Raw genomic sequence first — 21,256 nt, forward strand, 5'->3', positions numbered from 1 at the left:
CGGTCGTGAGGACCGTATAAAGGTCCCGTGCCGGGCCGCCGCACAAGTTGCCCGGGCCCCCCGAGCGGAAAAGCATGGGGAGGTGAGCTATCTGCGCATGCCCCACCTCCACGGCGATCTGCTGTGCTTCGTGGCCGAGGACGACCTGTGGCTGGCCCCCCTCGACGGACGGGAGCGCGCCTGGCGGCTGACCGCCGACCGCACCAAGGCCGGCCACCCCCGCTTCTCGCCCGACGGCAGCGTCGTCGCCTACACCAGCTGGCGCACCCTCGACCCGGAGATCCACCTGGAACCGGTGGACGGCGGCACCAGCCGCCAGCTCACCTACTGGGGCAGCTCCGACACCCGGGTGACCGGCTGGACCCCCGACGGCGACATCCTCGCGGTCGCCTCGCACGGCGAGCCGTTCTCCTACTTCACCTGGGCCTACAAGGTGACGACCGAGGGCGACCCCGGCCGCAAACTCCCCTGGGGCCCGGTCACCGACGTCCAGGTCGCCGACCTGGCCGGGGAACGCAAGTCGCTGCTGCTCACCGGCACCCCGCCGCACGAACCGGCGTCCTGGAAGCGGTACCGGGGCGGCGCCATGGGCCGGCTGTGGCTGCACGGGCGCCGGCTGCTCGCCGACATCGGCGGCCACCTGGCCTCCCCGATGTTCGTCGGCGACCGCATCGCCTTCCTCTCCGACCACGAAGGCGTCGGCAACCTCTACTCCTGCGCGCACGACGGCTCCGACCTGCGCCGCCACACCGACCACGACGCCTTCTACGCCCGCAACGCCGCGAGCGACGGCACCCGCGTCGTCTACCAGTGCGCGGGCGAGCTGTGGATCGTCGACGACCTCTCCGCCGACTCCGAGCCGCGCCGCCTCGACGTCCGCCTCAGCGGCCCGCGCACCGGACGGCGGCCCTACCAGGTGCCGGCCGCCCAGCACGTGGACGGGCTGAGCGTGGACGAGACGGGCCGCGCGAGCGCCGTCGTCGTACGCGGCAGCCTGTACTGGCTCACCCACCGCGACGGACCCGCCCGCACCATCGCCGACACCCCCGGCGAGCGCGTCCGGCTGCCGGAGATGCTCGGCTCCGGCGGGCAGGTCGCCTACGTCACCGACGCCGAGGGCGAGGACGCGATCGAGATCGCCTACCTGCCGCGCACGACCGGCGAGCGCGCCCCGCGCCGGCTGGCCTCGGGCGCGCTGGGCCGGGTGCTGGAGATGGTCGCCGACCCCGACGGCGAACGGCTCGCGATCGCCTCGCACGACGGACGGCTGCTACTCCTGGACGCGGGCGACGACGCCGACGGCGAGGTCACCGAGCTGATCCGGTCCGTCAACGGCCCCGTGCGGGACCTGTCCTTCTCCCCCGACGGGGCGTGGCTGACCTGGTCCCACCCCGGGATCGGCCGCTCCCTGCGGCAGATCAAGATGGCCCGTATCTCCCGCATGGGACAGGGTGACCGGTTGATCGTCGACGTCACCAACGGCCGCTTCGAGGACGAGAACCCGGTCTTCACCCGCGACGGCCGCTACCTCGCCTTCCTGTCCTGGCGCGGCTTCGACCCCGTGTACGACGTGCACACCGGCGATCTGTCCTTCCCGCTCGGCTGCCGCCCCTACCTCGTGCCGCTGTCGTCGGCCACCCCCTCCCCCTTCGCGCTGAGCCCCGAGGGCCGGCCGGCCGCCGGGGGCCTGGACCCGGTCGAGGACGAGGGCGACGGGCAGGTGACCGTCGAGGTGGAGGGGCTGGCGAACCGGGTCGTGCCCTTCCCGGTGATCGCCTCCAAGTACTCCGCGCTGCACCCGGTCGCCGGCGGCGGTCTGGTGTGGCTGCGCTGGCCGATCTCCGGCGCGCTCGGCGAGACCTTCGTCAACCCCGACGACACCACCGGCCGCCCCACCCTGGAGTACTTCAACCTCGCCAAGGCGAAGAAGTCCGAACTCGTCGGCCACCTGGACCACTTCGCGGTCAGCGGCGACGGCACCCGGCTCGTCGTCGTCGACGAGGGCGAACTGCGGGCAGTGCCCTCCACCGAGGCCGGCGACAGCGACACGACGGTGTGGATCGACCTGCGCCGCATCCTGCACGAGGTCGACCCGCCCGCCGAGTGGCGCCAGTCCTTCGAGGAGGCCGGCCGGCTCATCCGCGCCTACTTCTGGGACCCCGGCATGAGCGGCATCGACTGGGACGGCGTGCTCGCGCAGTACCGCCCGCTGGTCGAACGGGTCGCCTCCCCCGACGAGTTTGCCGACCTGCTGCGCGAGGTGCTCGGCGAACTCGGCACCTCGCACGCCTACGTCACCGCCGCCCGCCGCAACGAGGGCCCCCCGCACTACCAGCGCTGGCAGGGCCTGCTCGGCGCCAACATCGTGTGCCGCGACGGAACCTGGCGGATCAAGCGCATCCTGCCCGGCGACTCCTCCGACTCCAAGGCCCGCTCCCCGCTCGCCGGCACCGGCATCCGCGAGGGCGCCGCCCTCACCCATGTCGACGGCCGCCCGGTGGACCCGGTGGCGGGCCCGTACCCGCTGCTCGCGGGGGCGGGCGGGACGACCGTGGAACTCACGTTCAGCGTCGCGGAAGGAGAGGAGGGCGAGGAGGCGCACTCCCGGCGCGTGGCCGTCGTCCCGCTGATCGACGAACGCCCCCTGCGCTACCAGGACTGGGTGGCCAAGCGCCGCGAGGTCGTGCGCGAGCTGAGCGGCGGCAAGTGCGGCTATCTGCACATCCCCGACATGGGCGGCTCCGGCTGGGCCCAGTTCAACCGCGACCTGCGCATGGAGATGTCCCGGCCCGCGCTCATCGTGGACGTGCGCGGCAACGCCGGCGGCCACATCAGCGAACTGGTCGTGGAGAAGCTCACCCGCACGATCCTCGGCTGGGACCTCACCCGCAACGCCCAGCCCGTGTCGTACGCCTCCAACGCCCCGCGCGGACCGGTCGTGGCCCTGTGCGACGAGGCGACCTCCTCGGACGGCGACATGATCACGGCCGCGTTCAAGCTGCTGAAGCTGGGGCCGGTGGTCGGCCAGCGCACCTGGGGCGGCGTGGTCGGCATGACCGGCCGGCACCGCCTGGGCGACGGCTCGGTGATCACCGTACCGATGAACGCGGCCTGGTTCGACGCCTACGGCTGGTCCATCGAGAACCACGGGGTCATCCCCGACGTCGAGGCGCTGCGCACCCCGCTGGACTGGGCGGAGGGCCGCTACGCCCAACTCGACGACGCCGTCCGGCTGGCCCTGGACCTGCTGCAGACCCACCCGCCCGCGTCCCCGCCGGACTACCGGAACGTCCCCAACCGGGCCCGTCCGAAGCTGCCGCCACGGCAGTGAGCGCACGGCGGTGAGCCACGGCAGTGAGCGCAGGCGCGGCGGTCCGGGGTGGGCGCCGAGGCCGCCCGGGAGGGCAGGGCCATGAGGCCGCCAGGGAAGGGCGACCGCGCCGCCCGGGGAGGGCGATGGGCCGCGCACGCGCACGTGGGGTGCCCGAGGAAGCTCGGGCACCCCACGCCGTACCGGTCAGGCCGAGGTCAGATCATGTCCTCGTCGCGGTCGAAGCGCTCGTCCAGCTCCTGCTCCGCGTCCTCCATGCCCTGGCGGCCGCGCTCACGCTGGGAGCGGTCCTGCGGCTGCTGCGAGCCGCGGTTGCCCAGCTTCTCGCGGGCCTGCTCGCCCTTGTCGCGAGCCTGGTTCTGCCACTGCTCGGCCTGGTCCTGGAACTTGTCCTTCATGCCCATGTGGGTTCACTCCTGTGGTGGGTGATTCAGTCGCCCCCCTGAGGGGGCCTCGACCAGATTCACATGGGCCGTGACGCTGCGCATGTCGATCAGTTACGCAGCGTGGTGCGCTCCTGCTCATCGGCCGCGCCACCTGCGCCGACGAGGCCCGAGCGCATGCCCTGGAGCCGGTCGCCGAACCGTCGCATCTCACGCTGCCCCACCGTGCCGATGAGCCCCGGCAGATACCCGCGCACGCCCTGCATGCCACGCAGCCACCACTGCCCGTACACATGGCTGGAGCGGCGCTCTATCCCGTCGACGATCCGGTCCACGGCCGGGCCCAGCGGATAGGTCTTGTTGGACGGCCATGGCAGCCGCTGCCGCAACTCCCGCATCACCTCGTCCTGGTCGGCGCCGCGCACCATGTCGGTGTCGGTCCACGACAGGTAGGCGACACCCACCCGCACACCCCGGTAGCCGACTTCGGCGCGCAGACTGTGCGCGTACGCCTCCACGCCCGACTTGGACGCGCAGTACGCCGTCATCATCGGCGCCGGCGTGATCGCGGCGAGCGAGGCGACCTGGAGCAGATAGCCGCGGCTCGCCATCAGCGCCGGCAGGAAGGCGCGGGCGGTGACCGCCGAGCCGATCAGGTTGACCTCGATCACCCGGCGCCAGGCGTCCGGGTCGGAGTCGGCGAACGGACCGCCCGTCGCCACACCGGCGTTGGCGACCACGATGTCGACCTTGCCGAACCGCTCCTTGACCTCCTGCGCGACCCGCGCCATCGCCTCGTGGTCGGTGACGTCGGCGTGCCAGTAGGCGCTCTCGCTGTGCAGCCGCTCGGAGACCTCCTTCAGGGCCTGAGGCTCCAGACCGACCAGGGCCACCTTCGCGCCGCGCACGGACAGCTTGCGGGCGAGCAGTTCGCCGACCCCGCGCGCGGCACCGGTGACGACCGCGACCTGTCCCTCCAGGCTCACCTTGCTCATGCGCTCTCCTCCAGTGTCGCGGGTGCGGTGACGTGGGCGGCGGCCAGTTCCCGGATCCTGGTGGTGACCAGGTCGGGCGCCTCGATCGGGGTCATGTGGCCGATGCCGGGCAGCTCGGTGAGCCCGGCGCAGTCGGGCAGCGCGGCGGCCAGGGACCGGGCGTGCACCGGCGGGGTGAGCCGGTCGGCGGTGCCGGCGACGATCTCGGTCGGGACCCGCAACTCCCGCACGCCGTGGTCGAGGTCGAGCAGGTCCAGCACCTGTGACCAGGCGTACCGGGCCTTGCGCGGGCAGCCGTGCACGATCCGCGCGCACGCCTCGACCATGTGCGGGGCCGAACCGGGGCCCATCGTCCCGTACTTGAGGATCCGCAGCGCGAGCGGCGTGACCGGGCCGAGCGGGGCCCGGGAGCCGAGGACGCGCCCGGTCAGCCAGGTCCGCAGCCGCCCGGCCCGGATCGGTACGACGGTGGACTCGGCGACCAGCCGGGAGCTGCCGGTGCTGCACAGCAGGACGGCCGCCGCGTGCTCGCGGAACTTCTTCCGGCCGGCCGCCGCCATCACCGTCATGCCGCCCATCGAGTGCCCGGCGATCACCGCGCGTTCGCCGGGCGCGAGGGTCGCCTCGAGGACCGCTTCGAGGTCGTCGGCGAGGGCGTCGGTCCCGCACGCCTCGCTCACCGGGCTGCGGCCGTGACCGCGCTGGTCGTAGGCGATGACGCGGTGATCGCCGCAGAGCGCCCGGATCTGCGCCGCCCAGAAGGCGGTCGAGCAGGTCCAGCCGTGGGCGAGGACCACGGCCGGGGCCTCGTCCGGTCCGTGCACCTCGACGTGGAGGCGCGCGCCGTCGGCCGAGGTGACGGTGAGAGTGCGGGCGGGAGCGGGCGGGGCGTACGGGCCGGAGGTGACGTGCGCGGGACGGCTCACGCGGTCACCTCCGCGGCGTCGGTCACCGGGGCGGCCCCGGTGTGCGGCGCGGCCTCCGTCTTCGGTGCGGTCTCGGTATCCGGCGCGGCCTCCGTCTCCGGTGCGGCCTCCGCCTTCGCCGCGGCCTCGGTCGCCGGGGGCCGCAGGACGGCGTACTCGGCGAGGTCCACCCGTCGGGTGGCCCGGCGGAACTCGCTGGTCGTGCCCGGCCAGATGGTCGTGTTGCGGCCGCTCGCGTCCAGGTACCAGCTGGTGCAGCCGCCCGTGTTCCACACCGTGCGCTTCATCCGCTCCTGCACCCGGCGGTTCCAGGCGTGCACGGCGCTCGGGCGGGCGTCGAGGGCGGCGCGGCCCCCGAGGACGTCGAGCTGGCGCAGATAGTCGGCCAGGTAGTTCAGCTGGGACTCGATCATGAGGATCATCGAGGAGTTCCCGAGGCCCGTGTTGGGCCCGATGATCGTCATCCAGTTCGGGAACCCGGCCGCGGAGGCGCCGCGCAGCGCCTGCATGCCGTCCTTCCAGTGCTCGGCGAGGGTGCGCCCGTCGGCGCCCACCACCCGCTCGGCGATCGGCATGTCCGTGACGTGGAACCCGGTGCCGAAGATGATCGCGTCGACCTCGGTCTCGGTGCCGTCGGCTGCGACGACGGTGGACCCGCGGACCTCGCTGAGCCCACTGGCGACGACATCGACGTTGGGCTGCGCGAGCGCCGGATAGTAGGTGTTGGAGAGCAGGATGCGCTTGCAGCCGATGCGGTAGTCGGGGGTGAGCTTGGCGCGCAGCGCCGGCTCCTTGACGGCGCGGGCCATGTTGCGCTTGGCGAGCTGCTCGACGAAGCCGAGTTCGTTCGGGTGCTTGGTGAACGCCTGCACCTGCAGCTCGCGGATGCCCCACAGCAGGCCGCGGCGGGCCCTGGTGGTGAACGGCAGCTGCTGGTGCAGCCACCGCTCGGCGCCGCTGATGGCCCGGTCGACGCGGGGCATCACCCAGGCCGGGGTGCGCTGGAAAAGCGTGAGCCGGCCGACCTTCGGCTGGATGGACGGCACGATCTGGATGGCGGAGGCGCCGGTGCCGATCATCGCGACGCGCTTGCCGGTGAGGTCGTAGTCGTGGTCCCAGCGGGCGGAGTGGAAGACCTTGCCGGGGAAGGTGTCCAGGCCCGGGATGTCCGGGATCTTCGGGTCGGACAGCGGCCCGGTGGCGGAGACGACGACGTCGGCCGTGAGATCACCGGACGCGGTCTCGATACGCCACCGCAACTGCTCGGCGTCCCAGGTCATCCGCTTCACCTCGGAGTCGAAGCGGATGTGCGGGCGCAGCCGGAAGGTGTCCGTCACGTGCTCCAGGTAGGCGCGGATGTGCTCCTGCCCGGAGAAGGTGCGCGGCCAGTCGGGCTTCGGCGCGAAGGAGAAGGAGTACAGATGGGACGGCACGTCGCAGGCGCACCCGGGGTAGCTGTTGTCGCGCCAGGTGCCGCCGACGCCGCTCGCCCGCTCCAGGACGACGAAGTCCGTGATCCCCTCGCGGCGCAGCCGCACGGCGGCGCCGAGCCCGCCGAATCCGGATCCGATCACCGCCACCCGTACATGCTCGTGTTCGTGGGCCATCCGAAGCCTCCGCGCATCGCTGTTGGACTCTGCCGGTCCCGGTCAGACTCTGCCAGTGAACACTGGCGCAATGGGGAGAGTAGAGGAGCGGCCTACCGATGGGTAGGGGGTGGGCGAGGAAAGTTACCGGCGGTAGACCATAGGCTCCTCCCGTGGCCGAGAAGCGTGAATACCGCATGGAGGAGCTGGCAGAGCTGGCCGGCATCACGGTGCGCACCCTGCGCTTCTACCGCGAACGCAAACTGCTGCCGCCACCCCGCCGCGAGGGCCGTATCGCGTGGTACGACGACCACCACCTGGCCCGGCTGCGCACCATCGCCGCCCTGCTGGAGCGCGGCCACACCCTGAACGGCATCGCGGAACTCGCCGAGGCCCTCGACCAGGGCCGCAACGTCGCCGACCTGATCGGCGTCGGCGGCACCCCCACCGAGGAGGAGCCGGTCCGCCTCACCCCGGAGGAGCTGGCCGCCCGTTTCGAGGGCGAGGTCACCCCCGAGAACCTCGCCGCCGCCATGGACCTCGGCTACCTGGGCACCGACGGCGACGAGATCGTCCACATCAGCCGGCGCCTGCTGGACGTCTCCTCCGCCCTGGTGCGCGAGGGCATCCCGCTCGCCGAGGTCCTGGCGGCCGGCGCCCAGGTCCGCGAACACGCCGACGCCCTCGCCGAACTCTTCGCCACCCTGATCCAACGCCACACGGGCGAGGAGGGCCTGCACCGCCTACGCCCCCTGGCCCGCAGCGTGGTGGAAGCGGAACTGTCCCTGGCCCTGGACCGACGGCTCAACAAGCGGGACTAACCGCCACTCAGCGGTCGTACACCACCGTCACCGGCGCGTGGTCCGACCAGCGCTCGGCGTGCGTGGCGGCCCGCTCGACGAACCCCTTGACCGCCCGGTCCGCGAGCCCCGGCGTCGACAGGTGGTAGTCGATCCTCCATCCCGAATCGTTGTCGAAGGCCCGCCCCCGGTACGACCACCAGCTGTAGGGACCCTCGGCGTCCGGGTGCAGGGTGCGGACCACGTCCACGTAGCCGCCGTCGGTCGGGGTGAGGACGCGGCCCAGCCACTCGCGCTCCTCCGGCAGGAAGCCGGAGTTCTTCTGGTTGGCGCGCCAGTTCTTCAGGTCGGCCTGCTGGTGGGCGATGTTCCAGTCGCCGCAGACCAGGACCTCACGGCCGTCGGCGGCGGCCCGCTCGCGCAGCTCCTTGAGATACGCCAGGAACTCGCCCATGAAGCGGATCTTCTCGTCCTGCCGCTCGGTGCCGACCTCACCCGAGGGCAGGTAGAGGGAGGCGACCGTGACGCCGGGCAGGTCGGCCTCGACATAGCGGCCACTGCCGTCGAACTCCTCCGAGCCGAAGCCGACGCGGACCCGGTCGGGCTCCCGGCGGGTGTACAGGGAGACACCGGCGCGGCCCTTGGCGGCGGCCGGCGCGTGCACGACGTGCCAGCCCTCGGGCTGCCGGACCTCCTCGGGCAGCTGGTGCGGCTCGGCGCGCACCTCCTGGAGGCACACGACATCCGCCTCCGTCCGGGCGAGCCACTCCACGAAGCCCTTCTTGGCGGCGGCTCGGAGCCCGTTCACGTTCACCGTGGTCACAGTCAGCACCCCGGCACGATACCGGCACACTGGTCGGAGTCTTCAAAACCGGAGACCCCACCTCCTGCATAGAAGTACAATATTCAACATGTTTATACGTCGCGTCCCTTTCGACCACCCCGACGCCGTCAAGCTCAACGACGAGGTCCAGGCCGAGTACCACGAGCGCTATGGCGACGGCGGCGACGCCACACTCCTTGACCCGGCCGACTTCGAGCCGCCGAACGGCGTGTACTTCATCGTGTACGACGCCGACGAGCGACCCGTCGCCACCGGCGGCTGGCGCCGTCAGGACGCGAACCACGAGGGCAACCGGGACGGCGACGCCGAGCTGAAGCGGATGTACGTGGTCGCCGACATGCGCGGTCGGGGGCTGGCGCGGCAGATGCTGGCCGCCCTGGAGGAGGACGCCCGCGCGGCAGGCCGTGTCCGCATGGTCCTGGAGACCGGCACCAAGCAGCCCGAGGCCATCGCCCTGTACACCTCCTGCGGCTACGAGCCCTGCGAGAAGTTCGGCTACTACCGCTTTCACGAGGAGAGTCGCTGCTTCGCAAAGACGCTGTAGCGGCCGGCCGCGACGGAACCCTGTGTTCTCGCTCACTCCCGCAGGAAGGCCAGCACCGCCAGCACCCTGCGGTGCACGTCCTCGGCCGGCGGCAGGTCCAGCTTGGTGAGGATGGAGCCGATGTGCTTGCCGACCGCCGCCTCGGAGACCACCAGCTGCCGGGCTATCGCGCCGTTGGATCTGCCTTCCGCGACCAGCGCCAGCACCTCCCGCTCGCGCGGGGTGAGCCGCGCCAGCGGATCCCGGCGGCGGCGCAGCAACTGCCGTACGACCTCAGGGTCGACCACCGTGCCGCCGGCGGCGACCTCGGCGAGGGCGTCCACGAACTGCTCGACCTGCCCCACCCGGTCCTTGAGCAGATAGCCGACCCCGGTGCCGTCCCCGGAGTCGAGCAGGTCGGCGGCGTACGCCCGCTGCACGTACTGGCTGAGCACCAGCACCGGCAGCCCCGGCCGCTCGGTGCGCAGCCGGACCGCCGCGCGCAGGCCCTCGTCGGACTGGCCCGGCGGCATCCGCACATCGGTGACCACCACGTCCGGTTCGTGCTCGGCGACCGCGGCGAGCAGCGCGTCCGCGCCCCCGACGGCCGCCGCCACCCGGTGCCCGAACCGGGTGAGCAGGGCGGTCAGCCCGTCCCGCAGCAGCACGCTGTCCTCGGCCAGGACCACCCGCAGCGCCCGGCCGCCCCTGTGCTCACCCATCACGTCCCCCGTCCCCGTCCGCCCCGCCCCTCACCCGGGTCGCACCCCCAGGCCACCCGTGCGGCCGTCCCGCTTTCCGGGGCGGCCGGGCGTACCGCGCACGGAATCTCCGCGCGCAGCACCGTCCCTCCGCCCGGCGGGCTCGACAGGAGAAGTCTTCCATCGACCACTGACAACCGGTCCCCGAGACCGGTCAGCCCGCTGCCGCGGGCCGCGTCCGCGCCGCCGCGGCCGTCGTCGCGCACCTCGACGGTGAGCCGTCCGCCGCTGTGCCCGCCGCGCACCTCGGCGCGGTCCGCCCCGCTGTGCCGGGCGACGTTGGCGAGGGCCTCGCACACCACGAAGTACGCGGCGGCCTCCACCGCCCCGGGCAGCCGTTCCGGCAGGTCGAAGCGCACCTCCACGGGAACCGGGCTGCGGTCTGCGGCGTCGGCGACGGCCGCCTGAAGGCCGTAGTCCGCGAGGACCTTGGGGTGGATGCCGTGGATCAGCTCCCGCAGTTCGGCGAGGACGGCGCCCGCCTGTTCGTGCGCCCGGGCCAGCTGCTCGGCGAGCGGGCCGGGCGGCGCGTCGAGGCGGGCCAGGCCCAGGGTCATCGTCAGCGCCACCAGCCGCTGCTGCGCCCCGTCGTGCAGGTCCCGCTCGATGCGGCGCCGCTCTGCCTCGAACGCGTCGACCAGCCGGCTGCGGGAGCGGGCCAGTTCGGCGACGCGAGCGCCGAGTTCCGGTTCGCGGGGTGCCAGCAGAAGCCGGGTGAGGCCGGCCCGGGCGCCGGCCGCCGTGCCGAGGACGTACGCGCCGGCGGCGAGCAGCAGCACGCCGAGGACGGCCACGCCCCACGCGGCCGGCCAGCCGGTCACCGTCCACGTCTTGAGCACCTTCGCCTCCCGGCCGTCGCCGGTGGTCGCCATCAGCAGCGGGGTGGCCGCCATCGCGACCGGGAAGAGGAGCGACACAGTCACCACCAGCGCCTCGGCCGGCCACAGCAGCGCCGCGCACAGCAGCGCGTGGCCGAGTTCGCGCCAGGTGGCCTGCTCCCGCAACCGGGTGGTCAGCCAGCTGCGCAGCCCGGGCTCGGGGGGTGCGGGGTGTCCTGGCGGGGCCGGGCCGTCGGCGACCAGGCGCAGCCGGTGCCGTTCCAGCGCGGCCACGGGCAGCCCGGCCAGTGCGACGACGGCGAGCAGGGGCAGCCCGACCATGACGAGTGCCAGGACGCCGCCGACCGCGAGCAGGGTCACCAGCGACACGAGTACGGCGACCCCGAGGGCCACGCCCGACACCAGGTAGGCGGCGGCACGCCACGGCCACGGCGTCAGCAGATAGCGGGGGCGGGCCAGGGCCTGCCAGAGAGTGCGGGGCTGCATGCCGGTCACGGTAGGAGCGACGGGCCTGTCGCCGCCATCGGTCCAGCGGGTGGGCGGGGGGTATGCCTGGCCCTACCCCAAGTCTCGCCCCCGCCCGACCGACCCGGACGCCCTCCCCGGGTTGGCTGGTCCCTGTGCGATTCGAACGAGTGGGGACGGAAGGGCAGATGACCACCGACGCGATCCAATTGACCGCCGTGAGCAGGCGATACGGCACACCGGCCGACGGCGTGGCGGCGCTGGAGCAGGTGACGCTTGCCTTCCGGCACGGCACGTTCACCGCCGTGATGGGCCCGTCGGGCTCCGGCAAGTCGACGCTGCTGCAGTGCGCCGCCGGACTCGACCGGCCCACCTCGGGCTCGGTCCGGCTCGGCGGGACGGAGCTGACCGCGTTGAGTGAGCGGAAGCTGACGCTGCTGCGCCGTGAGCGGATCGGTTTCGTCTTCCAGGCGTTCAACCTGCTGCCGTCCCTGACCGCGGCCCAGAATGTGGCGCTGCCGCTGCGGCTGGCCGGCCGTCGCCCCTCCGCGGCACGCGTGCGTGCGGCTCTGGAGGAGGTCGGCCTCGGCGCACGGGCCCGGCACCGGCCGTCGGAGCTGTCGGGCGGGCAGCAGCAGCGCGTCGCCCTGGCCCGCGCCCTGATCACCCGCCCCGAGGTCCTGTTCGGGGACGAGCCGACCGGCGCGCTGGACTCGCGCACCAGTCGCGAGGTGCTCCGGCTGCTGCGCGGCATGGTCGACACGCAGGGCCGGACCATGGTCATGGTCACGCACGACCCGGTGGCCGCCTCCTACGCCGACCGGGTCGTCTTCCTGGTCGACGGCCGCGTGCACGGCGAGTTGAGCGGGGCGCCGGCGGGCGACATCGCCGCGCACCTGGCGGGCCTGGAGGCGGAGGCGGGCACCCCTGCCGAGGGCGCGCCGCACGCACGCGTGGGCGCCGAAGCAGGCCGCCGGCCGCACGCGTGCGTGCCGGGGGTGTTCCCGTGCTGAGTCTCGCCGTGTGCACGCTGCGCAGCCGCTGGGTGTCCTTCGTCGGCAGCTTCCTCGCCCTCTGCCTCGGCACGGCGCTGCTCACGGTGATGGGCCTCGCCCTCGACGCCACGCTCGACGGCCCGCCCCAGCGCCCGGAGCGTTTCCCCGCCGCGCCGGCGGTGGTCCGCGGTCAGGACACGCTGCGGGTGCGGACCCCGGCCGGCGTGCGCACCCGCCCGCTCACCTCGCCACGGGCGCTGCCGGCGGCGACGGTGGCCGCGCTGCGCACGGTCGGTGACGTCGTCGAGGACCGCTCCTTCGCCGTACGCGTCGAGGGCGGCCCCGGCGATCTGGTGGGGCACCCGTGGCCGGTCGCCCGGTTCGCGCCGTACCGGCTGGCCGCCGGACGCGCGCCCCGCGCCGCCGACGAGGTGGTCGCCTCCGGCAGCTGGACGGCCGTGGGCCGGCACCTGCGCAGCGACCGGGGCACGCTGCGGGTGGTCGGCACGGTCCGCGGCCGTGGCACCGAGAACCCGGTGTTCTTCACCGACGCGCGTGCCGCCCGCCTCGCCCCCGGCGTCGTGCAGCTGGTCGCCGACGCCGACCCGGCGGCCGTACGGCGGGCGGTGGGCGGTGCGGAGGGCGTGCGGGTGCTGACCGGTGACGCGCGGCGGCTCGCGGACCCGGACCCCGGCCGCGACGCCCGCGCGCTGACGGCGCTGAACGCCCTGTTCGGCACGGCCGGCGGCGTCAGCGGTTTCGTGTCCGTGCTGGTCGTGGCGTCCACCTTCGCCTTCACGGCCGCCCAGCGGAGCCGGGAGTTCGGCCTGCTGCGCGCCGCGGGAGCGACACCGGGACAGGTGCGGCGCACCGTGCTGGCGGAGGCGTTGCTCGTGGGCACCGCTGCCTCGGCGGCAGGCTGCGCGCTCGGGGCGTACGGCGCGCCGCTGCTCGTCACGCGCGTGGTCGAGGGCGGCCTGGCACCCGGCTGGTTCGCCCTCGCCGATCTGCCCTGGCACGCGTGGCCGTACCAACTGGCCTTCTGGACAGGGCTGCTGGTCGCGCTGAGCGGGGCGGCCGCCGCGTCCTGGCGGGCGGGGCGAACGGCGCCGACGCAGGCGCTGCGCGAGGCGACGGTGGACGGCCGCGCCCTGACGTGGGGGCGCCGAGTGTGCGGTACGGCGCTGTTGCTCACCGCCGCCGCGACGCTCGCCCACACGCTGCTCACCGACCCGGGCGACCTGCTGCACCGCAAGACCTACGTCAGCCGCCCGCTGCTGCTGATCGGCGCGTTCGCGTTGCTCTGCCCCGCGCTGCTGCGGCCGTTGGTGCGGCTGCTGGCCTGGCTGCCCGCCCGGCTGCCCGGCGCCCTCGGGATGCTGGCCCGGGAGAACACCGCGACGGGTCTGCGCCGCACGGCCGCCGTCGCCGCGCCGGTGCTGGCCACGGTGGCCCTGACGGGCTGTCTGCTGGGCACCCCGGCGGCGCTGGAGCAGGCGCGGGCGGCAGAGGCGGGCCGGGCGGCGGTGGCGGACTTCGTGGTGGTGCCGGAGGGCCACGCGCGCGTGGACGCCTCCGCCGGGATCGGTACGGCGACGGTGGACCGGCTGCGGTCGCTTGCGGGCGTCACCGTCTCCCCCGTCCGCGGCACAGCCGTCCACACCCTGGAGGACGGCGTCGCGCTCGTCACCTCCGACGCCCGCGCCGCCGATCCTCGGCTGCTGGCCGCGACCGTACGGCTGCCGGTGACGGCCGGCCGGATCGCCGGCCTGGACGACGCGTCGATCGTCGTCAACGAGGAGTGGGACGAGCACACCGTCGGCCGCCGGGTCACCGTCTGGCTCGGCGACGGCACGCGCAGGACGCTGCGTATCGCCGCCGTCCTGGCCACCGGCACCGGTGACAACGGCGTGTGGGTCACCCCGGCCAACGCCCCCGGCGCGCCGGTGGAACGGCTCGACGTCCGGGTGCGGGCGGGCGCCGACCCGGCCGCGGTCGCGAAGGCCCTGCGCGCCACGGCCCGTCCCGGGGACGGCGTACAGGTCCTCACGCGCGCGCAGTGGCTGCGTGCGTCCCGGCCGGGGACGACCGGGACGACCCGCCTCGGTCTCTTCCTGGTACTCGGCATCGCCCTGCTCTACACGGGTCTGTCGCTCGCCAACACCCTGACCATGTCGACGTCCGGCCGGGCCGCGGAGTTCACGGCGCTGCGGCTGGCGGGTGCCACGCGCGGACAGCTTCTGCGGCTGGCGGCGCTGGAGTCGCTGACGGTGGTGGCGGCGGGCGCCCTGCTCGGGGTGCTGGTGACCTTCGTCACGTCGGCCGGGACGGGCGCCGCTCTGGGGCTGTTGTCGGCGCCGGTGCGGCTCGTGATGGCATGGCCGGCGCTGGGCGCGGCGACGGCCGGGTGCGCGCTGCTCGCGGTGGTGTCGTCGACGGCCACGGCGATGGCGGCGTTGCGGCGCTGAGAGCAGCTGCGGCGGTGAGAGCAGGAGCCGGGGCACAGGGCCCGGAGAATGATCGAGGGCCCCGGCGATCTGATGATCGCCGGGGCCCTCATTGCGTGGACCTGAGGGGATTTGAACCCCTGGCCCCCTCGATGCGAACGAGGTGCGCTACCGGACTGCGCCACAGGCCCTTGCAACGAGTGAAACTTTAGCATCCCCCACGGCGTGCTCGGAAATCCGCTCCGGGAGGGCGAGCGCCGGGGTCACTCGTTGGCCGCGCGGGGCCGCTCGCCGTCCTCGTACTGGTCGAAGAGGGGCGTGCGCCCGCGCTCGCGGGCCCGGCGCGCGGAGGCCGCACGGCGCGCGTCGCTGCGGCCGTCGTCCGCCGACCGGTCCTCCGGACCGGCGGGTGCGTCCTGCGCGGCGGGCTGTTCGTCCCGCAGTTCCGGGGCGACCGCGCTGGAGCGGGCCGAGCTCCACGCGTCCGGGGCGCCGAGGTCGACGTCCGCCGTGGCGCGCGGGGCGACCGGCGCGGTGACATAGGTCGGCAGGGGCACCGGCACCGGGTCCCAGCTGTCGCCGTGGCCGGGGCGCCGCTGCCGCTCGCGCTGCTGGTCGACCCACTCGGCGTGGTCGGTCTGCTCCACCAGGGCGCGCCGGTCCGCAGCGAGCGCCGACAGTCCGGGGTCGGTGTCGTGCCCCGCGTCCGGCTCCTCTGCGTCGGCGGGCGCGCCCGTACCGACGGGCGTGCGCCGGCGCGGCTGGCGTTCGCGCAGCCGCTGGGCCGCGACCTCGGCCCGGCGGCGGTCCATCTGGTAGGCGAAGCGGCGGCGCTCCTGCCGGCGCAGGTAGACGATGTACGCGCTGAGCATGACGGCGGGTACGCCGGGCGCCCACAGCAGCGCGAGCCCGCCCACCGCGGCGACGATCGCGCCGAGGGTGAAGGCGAGGAAGAGCATCACCGTGGTGCGCCGACGGCGGGCGAGGACCTTGGAGCGCTGGGCGCGTGCGGCGGCCGCCTCGGCGGACGGCGCGCGCCGGGCTTGCGGTACCCGGCCGCGCGCCGGTGCGAGCTCGGGCTCGTGCACCGGCTCACTCTCCGGCTCGTGCTCCGGTTCGTCGTGCTCGTACGCCTGCGCCCGGGCCGCCGCCTGGGTGTGCCGGCGGGTCGGAGGCACGGCGAAGGCCCGGACGTCCACCGTGTCGGTGACGGCGTCCGGGTCAGCGAGGTCGGGCTCCTCCTCGTCGGCGGAGCGCGCCCGCAGGTCCTTGGCGTATCGGCGCTCCATGCCCGCCCGTCCGGACAGCAACCGGATGGCGGTGCTGAAGCGTTCCGTCGGACGGGCCTCGTTCAGCTCGTCCTGCCTACGGAGCCACATCGGCACCAAGTAGGCGGCCCAGGCCCCGACAATGACTGCGTAGATGAGGCCGCTGCTGCTCACGTCTCACACGGTAGAGGGGTTTGCGTGAGGCCATCCGCCAATTGGGCCGGTGTGTCGCACGATCTGGCTGATATTTCGAACTTTTTTTGTGATCGATGCGATCAGCGGGCCACTCCGAGGCGGAATTCAGCGTCCCGAGACGGTCATCGTGCGATCAATTTCGAACATATATTCAATTTCCCGGGCGAGGGAGACCAGCCGCGTTTCCTCCGGCCTAACCGTGATTGCCCGGGGTGTTCTGCGGGCGCTGCGACGAGCCGTTCCGGGTCCGGATGCGCCGCCAGCGGGCGAGCAGCCCCTCCGGGACTTCCTCGGCCGTCAGCGCGAAGACGAGATGGTCGCGCCAGGCACCGTCGATGTGCAGATAGCGGGGCCGCAGTCCCTCCTCGCGGAATCCGAGTTTCTCCACCACCCGGCGGCTGGGCACGTTCTCGGGGCGAATGCACACCTCGATGCGGTGCAGGCCGACGTTGCGGAAACAGTGGTCGACCGCGAGCGCCACGGCCGTCGGCATCACGCCACGGCCGGCCACCGCCTCGTCCACCCAGTAGCCGACATGGCCCGAGCACATCGATCCCCAGGTGATCCCGGCGACCGTCAACTGCCCGACCAGCCGGCCCTGGTACTCGAGGACGAACGGCAGCATCCGGCCCGCGCGCGCTTCCCTGCGCAGGTGCCGCACCATCTGCCGGTAGGTCGGCCGGTGCGCGATCGGCCCGGTCGGCGTGGGCGGCGGGATGGTCGCCTCCCACGGCCGAAGCCAGTCCCGGTTGCGCCGGTTGACCTCGCGCCAGGCGCTCTGGTCGCGCATCCTTATGGGCCGCAGGACGACATCGCCCTCGGCCAGCACCACGGGCCAGGATGAGCCGTTCAGCTCGCACCCCCACTTCCGGCGTCGGGTCTGGGGTGGTCGCCGCCGCGGATCTGGTCGACGGCGTGCACCAGCAGCGGCTGCAGGACCGCGAGGCCGTCCTTCACGCCGCCCGTCGATCCCGGCAGATTGACGATCAGGGTCCGCCCGGCGACACCGGCCAGTCCGCGCGACAGCGCGGCGGTCGGCACCTTGCCCCGGCCGAACGCACGGATCGCCTCCGCGATGCCCGGCACCTCGTAGTCGATCACCGCGCGCGTGGCCTCCGGCGTGCGGTCGGTGGGCGAGAGCCCGGTGCCTCCGGTGGTCACCACGACGTCGTAGCCGTCCTCGGCGGCCGCCCTCAGCTGATCGCGCACCGGGTCGCCGTCGGGCACCACGCGCGGGCCGTCGACGTCGAAGCCGAACCGCTTCAGGCCGTCGGCGACCAACGGCCCGCCCCGGTCCTCGTAGACACCCGCGGCGGCCCGGTTGGAGGCCGTGACGACCAGCGCCCGGTAGCTCATGCCCGGCTCCAGTCGCCCGACTTGCCGCCCGTCTTGTGCTCCACCCGCACGTCCGTGATGACCGCTCCCTTGTCGACCGCCTTGACCATGTCGATCACGGTGAGCGCGGCGACGGAGACCGCGGTGAGGGCCTCCATCTCGACGCCCGTACGATCCGTCGTCTTCACCGTGGCCGAGATCTCCACGGCGTCGTCCGCGACCGACAGGTCCAGTTTCACACCGGACACCGCGAGCGGGTGGCACAGCGGGATCAGATCGGGGGTGCGCTTGGCTCCCATGATCCCGGCGATCCGCGCGGTGGCCAGGGCGTCGCCCTTGGGGACGCCCTCGCCGCGCAGCAGCTCGATCACACGGGGCGAGACGAGGACGCGGCCGCTGGCGCGGGCGGTGCGCGCGGTCACCTCCTTGCCGGACACGTCGACCATACGGGCGGCACCCGCGTCGTCGATGTGCGTCAGGCGGTCCTGCACGGGCTGTCCGGGGGTCTCCCCCCGGTTGGGCACAGTCATGGTGGTGGCGCTCCCGGTCCGGGCCCGGCGCGGTGCGGCGCGCGGGCCTGTGTTGTGCGCGACACGGTACCTCGGGCCGACAGGACTCAACCGAGCAGGACGACCTCGATCTCGCTGCCGGGCGCGACCGACTCCACGTCCTCGGGCACCACGATCAGGGCGTTGGCGTGCGCGAGGGCCGCGATCAGATGCGAGCCGGTGCCGCCCACGGGGGTGACCGTGCCGTCGGCGTAGGCACCGCGCAGGAACTGCCGGCGGCCCTTCGGGGAGGTGAGCGGCTTCTGCGCGGACAGCGTCGCCGTCGCCTTCGGCCGGTGCACGTCCTGAAGTCCCATCAGGGTGCGGATGGCGGGCCGGACGAACAGCTCGAAGGAGACGTACGACGACACCGGGTTGCCCGGCAGGGCGAGCAGCGGGGTGTGGTCGGGGCCGATGGAGCCGAAGCCCTGGGGCTTGCCGGGCTGCATGGCGAGCTTGCGGAACTCCACACCGCCGCCCGCCTCGTCCTGGTCGGCGACGTGCGACAGCGCCTCCTTGACGACGTCGTACGCCCCGACGCTCACCCCGCCGGTGGTCACCATCAGGTCGGCGCGCACCAGCTGGTCCTCGATGGTGGAGCGCAGCGTCTCGGCGTCGTCGGCGACGGCGCCCACCCGGTAGGCGATGGCGCCGGCGTCGCGGGCGGCGGCGGTGAGGGCGAAGCTGTTGGAGTCGTAGATCTGGCCCGGCGCCAACTGCTCACCGGGCTGGATCAGTTCGCTGCCGGTGGACAGCACGACCACGCGCGGGCGCGGGCGCACACGGACCGTGCCGCGGCCGATGGCGGCGAGCAGGGCGATCTGCGGCGGGCCGAGCACGGTGCCCGCCGCCAGGGCGCGGTCCCCGGCCCGGACGTCGCTGCCGGCCGCGCGCACGTGCGCGCGTGCCTCGGCGGGCCGGTACACGCGTACGTGCCCCTCGGCGCCCTCCGGGGCGAGCGCGCGGGCGCGCATGCCGGTCACGGGGCCCTCGCCGAGCCCGCCGTCGGTCCACTCCACCGGGACGACGGCCTCGGCGCCCGGCGGCAGCGGGGCGCCGGTCATGATGCGGGCGGCCTGGCCGGGGCCGACATGGAGCAGGTCGGCCTGGCCCGCCGCGACGTCCCCGACGACCTCCAGGACCGCCGGGAACTCCTCGTTCGCGCCCGCCACGTCCGCGACCCGCACCGCGTAGCCGTCCATCGAGCTGTTGTCGAACGGCGGCAGGGACACGGGCACCGGGACGTCCTCGACCAGGACACAGCCCTGGGCGTCGAGCAGTTGCAGCTCGATCGGCTCCAGGGGGCGCACGGTGGTGAGGACGTCCTCCAGGTGCTCGTCCACCGACCACAGGTGGTCGGGGCCCGGGGTGCGGGACGCGGCGCTGCTCAAGGTGGCTACATCTCCTCGGTGACGTAACTGCGGAGCCAGGTCCGGAAGTCCGGGCCCAGGTCCTCACGTTCGCACGCCAGTCGGACAATGGCCCGCAGGAAGTCGCCGCGGTCGCCGGTGTCGTAGCGGCGGCCCTTGAAGACGACGCCGTGCACGGGGCCGGCGGCCTTCTCGTCCTCGGCGAGCTGCTGGAGGGCGTCGGTGAGCTGGATCTCGCCGCCGCGGCCCGGCTCGGTCTTGCGCAGTATGTCGAAGATGCCCGGGTCGAGGACGTAGCGGCCGATGATCGCGTAGTTCGACGGGGCGTCGGCCGGGTCGGGCTTCTCGACCAGGCCGGTCACCTTGACGACGTCGCCGTCCTCGGTGGCCTCGACGGCGGCGCAGCCGTAGAGGTGGACCTGCTCGGGCGCGACCTCCATGAGGGCGATCACACTGCCGCCGCACTGCTCCTGGACCTCGATCATCCGCTGCAGCAGCGGGTCGCGCGGGTCGATCAGGTCGTCGCCGAGGAGCACGGCGAACGGCTCGTTGCCGACGTGCGGGGCCGCGCACAGCACGGCGTGACCGAGGCCCTTGGGGTCGCCCTGACGCACATAGTGCATCGTCGCGAGGTCCTGGGACTCCTGCACCCTGGCGAGCCGGTCCGTGTCGCCCTTCGCGGCGAGCGCGGACTCGAGCTCGTAGTTGCGGTCGAAGTGGTCCTCGAGCGGGCGCTTGTTGCGGCCCGTGATCATCAGGACGTCGTCGAGGCCCGCGGTGACGGCCTCCTCGACCACATACTGGATCGCCGGCTTGTCGACCACCGGCAGCATCTCCTTGGGAGTGGCCTTGGTGGCCGGCAGGAACCGGGTGCCGAGGCCTGCCGCCGGGATGACAGCCTTGTTGATCCTGGGGTGCGACTGGGTCATGCCCGCCACCTTAACCGGTGTGTGAGGGGCGGCCCGCGACTCCCGGACATCAGCGCTCATATGAGCACAAGAGAACGGTACGGGAGCGACAAGTGGGCGAAATCGGGCCGGTCATGGAGCCGGACAAGCGGGCCGTTCGACGGCGATTCCTGGCGGCCCGGGGCGCCCTGACCCCGGCCGATGTGACGAATGCCGCGTCCGCCCTCGCCGAACGCGCCCTGCACCTGCCGGAGCTGGCGCACGCGCGCACGGTCGCGGCGTACGTCTCCGTGGGCACCGAACCCGGCACCCTCGCGCTGCTCGACGCGCTGCGCGCGCGGGGCGTGCGCGTCCTGCTCCCCGCTCTGCTCGACGACAACGACCTGGACTGGGGCGAGTACAGCGGCGAGGACTCCCTCGCGCGCGTGCAACATGGCGGAAAGATGGCTCTGTTGGAACCCGCCGGCGAGCGGCTCGGCCCGCAGGCCGTGACCGGCGCCGACGTCGTCCTGCTGCCGGGACTCGCGGTCGACGCGCGCGGGATGCGCCTGGGGCGCGGCGGCGGCTCCTACGACCGGGTGCTCGCCCGGCTGGAGCGGGCGGGCGCGCGGCCCGCGCTGGTGGTGCTGCTGTACGACACGGAGGTCGTCACGCGCGTGCCCGAGGAGCCGCACGACCGGCCCGTGCACGCGGTGGTGACCCCGTCCGGGGTGCGCCGCTTCTCGGCGCCCTGAGCG

Annotated in this window: 19 protein-coding genes and 1 tRNA gene; 6 read left to right on the forward strand and 14 right to left on the reverse strand. The window is 73.7% G+C overall.

Features of this window, described 5'->3' with window-relative positions; translation table 11 throughout:
• The first annotated feature begins 82 nt into the window (after nucleotides 1–82).
• Nucleotides 83–3,331, forward strand: a complete 3,249-nt coding sequence (locus ACZ67Q_RS26320; protein WP_471186571.1) for a S41 family peptidase — start codon at nucleotides 83–85, stop codon at nucleotides 3,329–3,331.
• A 197-nt stretch (nucleotides 3,332–3,528) separates the two neighbouring features.
• Here ACZ67Q_RS26320 and ACZ67Q_RS26325 read toward each other — a convergent pair whose 3' ends face one another.
• The 4 genes from ACZ67Q_RS26325 to ACZ67Q_RS26340 form a co-directional block, all read right to left on the reverse strand.
• On the reverse strand, nucleotides 3,529–3,735 hold the full coding sequence (locus tag ACZ67Q_RS26325; RefSeq protein WP_471186574.1) for a hypothetical protein: 207 nt from the start codon (nucleotides 3,733–3,735) through the stop codon (nucleotides 3,529–3,531).
• 89 nt (nucleotides 3,736–3,824) lie between these two features.
• A complete protein-coding gene (locus ACZ67Q_RS26330) occupies nucleotides 3,825–4,709 on the reverse strand; it encodes an SDR family oxidoreductase (RefSeq protein WP_471186577.1) in 885 nt (294 codons plus the stop codon).
• Nucleotides 4,706–5,635, reverse strand: coding sequence for an alpha/beta fold hydrolase (locus ACZ67Q_RS26335; protein ID WP_471186580.1), 930 nt, complete (start codon nucleotides 5,633–5,635; stop codon nucleotides 4,706–4,708). Before ACZ67Q_RS26335 ends, ACZ67Q_RS26330 begins: the two co-directional genes overlap by 4 nt.
• The gene (locus ACZ67Q_RS26340) at nucleotides 5,632–7,242 is read right to left on the reverse strand and encodes a flavin-containing monooxygenase (RefSeq protein ID WP_471186582.1); all 1,611 of its coding nucleotides are present in this window, start codon (nucleotides 7,240–7,242) and stop codon (nucleotides 5,632–5,634) included. The genes ACZ67Q_RS26335 and ACZ67Q_RS26340 overlap by 4 nt, the downstream gene beginning before the upstream one ends.
• 152 nt (nucleotides 7,243–7,394) lie before the next feature.
• On the opposite strand from ACZ67Q_RS26340, the gene ACZ67Q_RS26345 reads away from it, so the two are divergent.
• Entirely contained in the window at nucleotides 7,395–8,042 is a 648-nt protein-coding gene (locus ACZ67Q_RS26345) for a MerR family transcriptional regulator (RefSeq protein ID WP_471186585.1), read from the forward strand.
• Between the two features lie 7 nt (nucleotides 8,043–8,049).
• On the opposite strand, the gene ACZ67Q_RS26350 is transcribed toward ACZ67Q_RS26345, so the two are convergent.
• Nucleotides 8,050–8,853 carry an exodeoxyribonuclease III gene (locus ACZ67Q_RS26350; protein WP_471186588.1) on the reverse strand — a complete coding sequence of 268 codons (804 nt, stop codon included), beginning with the start codon at nucleotides 8,851–8,853 and terminating at the stop codon, nucleotides 8,050–8,052.
• Nucleotides 8,854–8,932: 79 nt separating this feature from the next.
• Between ACZ67Q_RS26350 and ACZ67Q_RS26355 the strand changes: the two genes are divergently transcribed.
• Complete coding sequence (locus ACZ67Q_RS26355; protein ID WP_471186591.1) at nucleotides 8,933–9,409, forward strand: GNAT family N-acetyltransferase; 477 nt, start codon at nucleotides 8,933–8,935, stop codon at nucleotides 9,407–9,409.
• Between the two features lie 32 nt (nucleotides 9,410–9,441).
• Here ACZ67Q_RS26355 and ACZ67Q_RS26360 read toward each other — a convergent pair whose 3' ends face one another.
• On the reverse strand, nucleotides 9,442–10,110 hold the full coding sequence (locus ACZ67Q_RS26360; protein WP_471186594.1) for a response regulator: 669 nt from the start codon (nucleotides 10,108–10,110) through the stop codon (nucleotides 9,442–9,444).
• A complete protein-coding gene (locus ACZ67Q_RS26365; RefSeq protein ID WP_471186597.1) occupies nucleotides 10,110–11,474 on the reverse strand; it encodes a sensor histidine kinase in 1,365 nt (454 codons plus the stop codon). The genes ACZ67Q_RS26360 and ACZ67Q_RS26365 overlap by 1 nt, the downstream gene beginning before the upstream one ends.
• Before the next feature lie 167 nt (nucleotides 11,475–11,641).
• Between ACZ67Q_RS26365 and ACZ67Q_RS26370 the strand changes: the two genes are divergently transcribed.
• Nucleotides 11,642–12,466, forward strand: a complete 825-nt coding sequence (locus ACZ67Q_RS26370; RefSeq protein ID WP_471186600.1) for an ABC transporter ATP-binding protein — start codon at nucleotides 11,642–11,644, stop codon at nucleotides 12,464–12,466.
• Nucleotides 12,460–14,916, forward strand: coding sequence for an ABC transporter permease (locus tag ACZ67Q_RS26375; protein ID WP_471186603.1), 2,457 nt, complete (start codon nucleotides 12,460–12,462; stop codon nucleotides 14,914–14,916). Before ACZ67Q_RS26370 ends, ACZ67Q_RS26375 begins: the two co-directional genes overlap by 7 nt.
• 96 nt (nucleotides 14,917–15,012) lie before the next feature.
• Here the strand turns inward: ACZ67Q_RS26375 and ACZ67Q_RS26380 are convergent.
• The 7 genes from ACZ67Q_RS26380 to galU form a co-directional block, all read right to left on the reverse strand.
• Nucleotides 15,013–15,086 (reverse strand) — tRNA-Ala (locus ACZ67Q_RS26380).
• A 72-nt stretch (nucleotides 15,087–15,158) separates the two neighbouring features.
• Nucleotides 15,159–16,337 carry a divisome protein SepX/GlpR gene (gene sepX, locus ACZ67Q_RS26385; RefSeq protein WP_471186606.1) on the reverse strand — a complete coding sequence of 393 codons (1,179 nt, stop codon included), beginning with the start codon at nucleotides 16,335–16,337 and terminating at the stop codon, nucleotides 15,159–15,161.
• A gap of 214 nt (nucleotides 16,338–16,551) precedes the next feature.
• On the reverse strand, nucleotides 16,552–17,187 hold the full coding sequence (locus tag ACZ67Q_RS26390; RefSeq protein WP_471186609.1) for a GNAT family N-acetyltransferase: 636 nt from the start codon (nucleotides 17,185–17,187) through the stop codon (nucleotides 16,552–16,554).
• 20 nt (nucleotides 17,188–17,207) lie between these two features.
• Nucleotides 17,208–17,714 (reverse strand): MogA/MoaB family molybdenum cofactor biosynthesis protein, encoded by a 507-nt coding sequence (locus tag ACZ67Q_RS26395; protein WP_471186611.1) that lies wholly within the window; start codon nucleotides 17,712–17,714, stop codon nucleotides 17,208–17,210.
• Nucleotides 17,711–18,223, reverse strand: coding sequence for a cyclic pyranopterin monophosphate synthase MoaC (gene moaC, locus ACZ67Q_RS26400; RefSeq protein ID WP_471186613.1), 513 nt, complete (start codon nucleotides 18,221–18,223; stop codon nucleotides 17,711–17,713). Before moaC ends, ACZ67Q_RS26395 begins: the two co-directional genes overlap by 4 nt.
• Nucleotides 18,224–18,309: 86 nt before the next feature.
• Nucleotides 18,310–19,632: a molybdotransferase-like divisome protein Glp gene (gene glp / locus ACZ67Q_RS26405; RefSeq protein ID WP_471186616.1), complete on the reverse strand. Its 1,323-nt coding sequence runs from the start codon at nucleotides 19,630–19,632 to the stop codon at nucleotides 18,310–18,312.
• 5 nt (nucleotides 19,633–19,637) lie between these two features.
• Entirely contained in the window at nucleotides 19,638–20,540 is a 903-nt protein-coding gene (gene galU / locus ACZ67Q_RS26410) for a UTP--glucose-1-phosphate uridylyltransferase GalU (protein WP_471186619.1), read from the reverse strand.
• A 113-nt stretch (nucleotides 20,541–20,653) separates the two neighbouring features.
• Here galU and ACZ67Q_RS26415 point away from each other — a divergent pair, with 113 nt between their 5' ends.
• On the forward strand, nucleotides 20,654–21,253 hold the full coding sequence (locus ACZ67Q_RS26415; RefSeq protein WP_471186815.1) for a 5-formyltetrahydrofolate cyclo-ligase: 600 nt from the start codon (nucleotides 20,654–20,656) through the stop codon (nucleotides 21,251–21,253).
• Nucleotides 21,254–21,256: the final 3 nt, after the last annotated feature.

The organism is Streptomyces sp. NPDC036813 (genome assembly GCF_055609245.1).

Bases quoted from the DNA above. Each gene is read 5' to 3' on its own strand.
- ACZ67Q_RS26325 (WP_471186574.1), bottom strand. From the start codon at position 3,735: ATGGGCATGAAGGACAAGTTCCAGGACCAGGCCGAGCAGTGGCAGAAC.
- ACZ67Q_RS26330 (WP_471186577.1), bottom strand. From the start codon at position 4,709: ATGAGCAAGGTGAGCCTGGAGGGACAGGTCGCGGTCGTCACCGGTGCC.
- ACZ67Q_RS26340 (WP_471186582.1), bottom strand. From the start codon at position 7,242: ATGGCCCACGAACACGAGCATGTACGGGTGGCGGTGATCGGATCCGGA.
- ACZ67Q_RS26355 (WP_471186591.1), top strand. From the start codon at position 8,933: ATGTTTATACGTCGCGTCCCTTTCGACCACCCCGACGCCGTCAAGCTC.
- ACZ67Q_RS26360 (WP_471186594.1), bottom strand. From the start codon at position 10,110: ATGGGTGAGCACAGGGGCGGCCGGGCGCTGCGGGTGGTCCTGGCCGAG.
- ACZ67Q_RS26365 (WP_471186597.1), bottom strand. From the start codon at position 11,474: ATGCAGCCCCGCACTCTCTGGCAGGCCCTGGCCCGCCCCCGCTATCTG.
- ACZ67Q_RS26370 (WP_471186600.1), top strand. From the start codon at position 11,642: ATGACCACCGACGCGATCCAATTGACCGCCGTGAGCAGGCGATACGGC.
- ACZ67Q_RS26395 (WP_471186611.1), bottom strand. From the start codon at position 17,714: ATGAGCTACCGGGCGCTGGTCGTCACGGCCTCCAACCGGGCCGCCGCG.
- moaC (WP_471186613.1), bottom strand. From the start codon at position 18,223: ATGACTGTGCCCAACCGGGGGGAGACCCCCGGACAGCCCGTGCAGGAC.
- galU (WP_471186619.1), bottom strand. From the start codon at position 20,540: ATGACCCAGTCGCACCCCAGGATCAACAAGGCTGTCATCCCGGCGGCA.
- ACZ67Q_RS26415 (WP_471186815.1), top strand. From the start codon at position 20,654: ATGGAGCCGGACAAGCGGGCCGTTCGACGGCGATTCCTGGCGGCCCGG.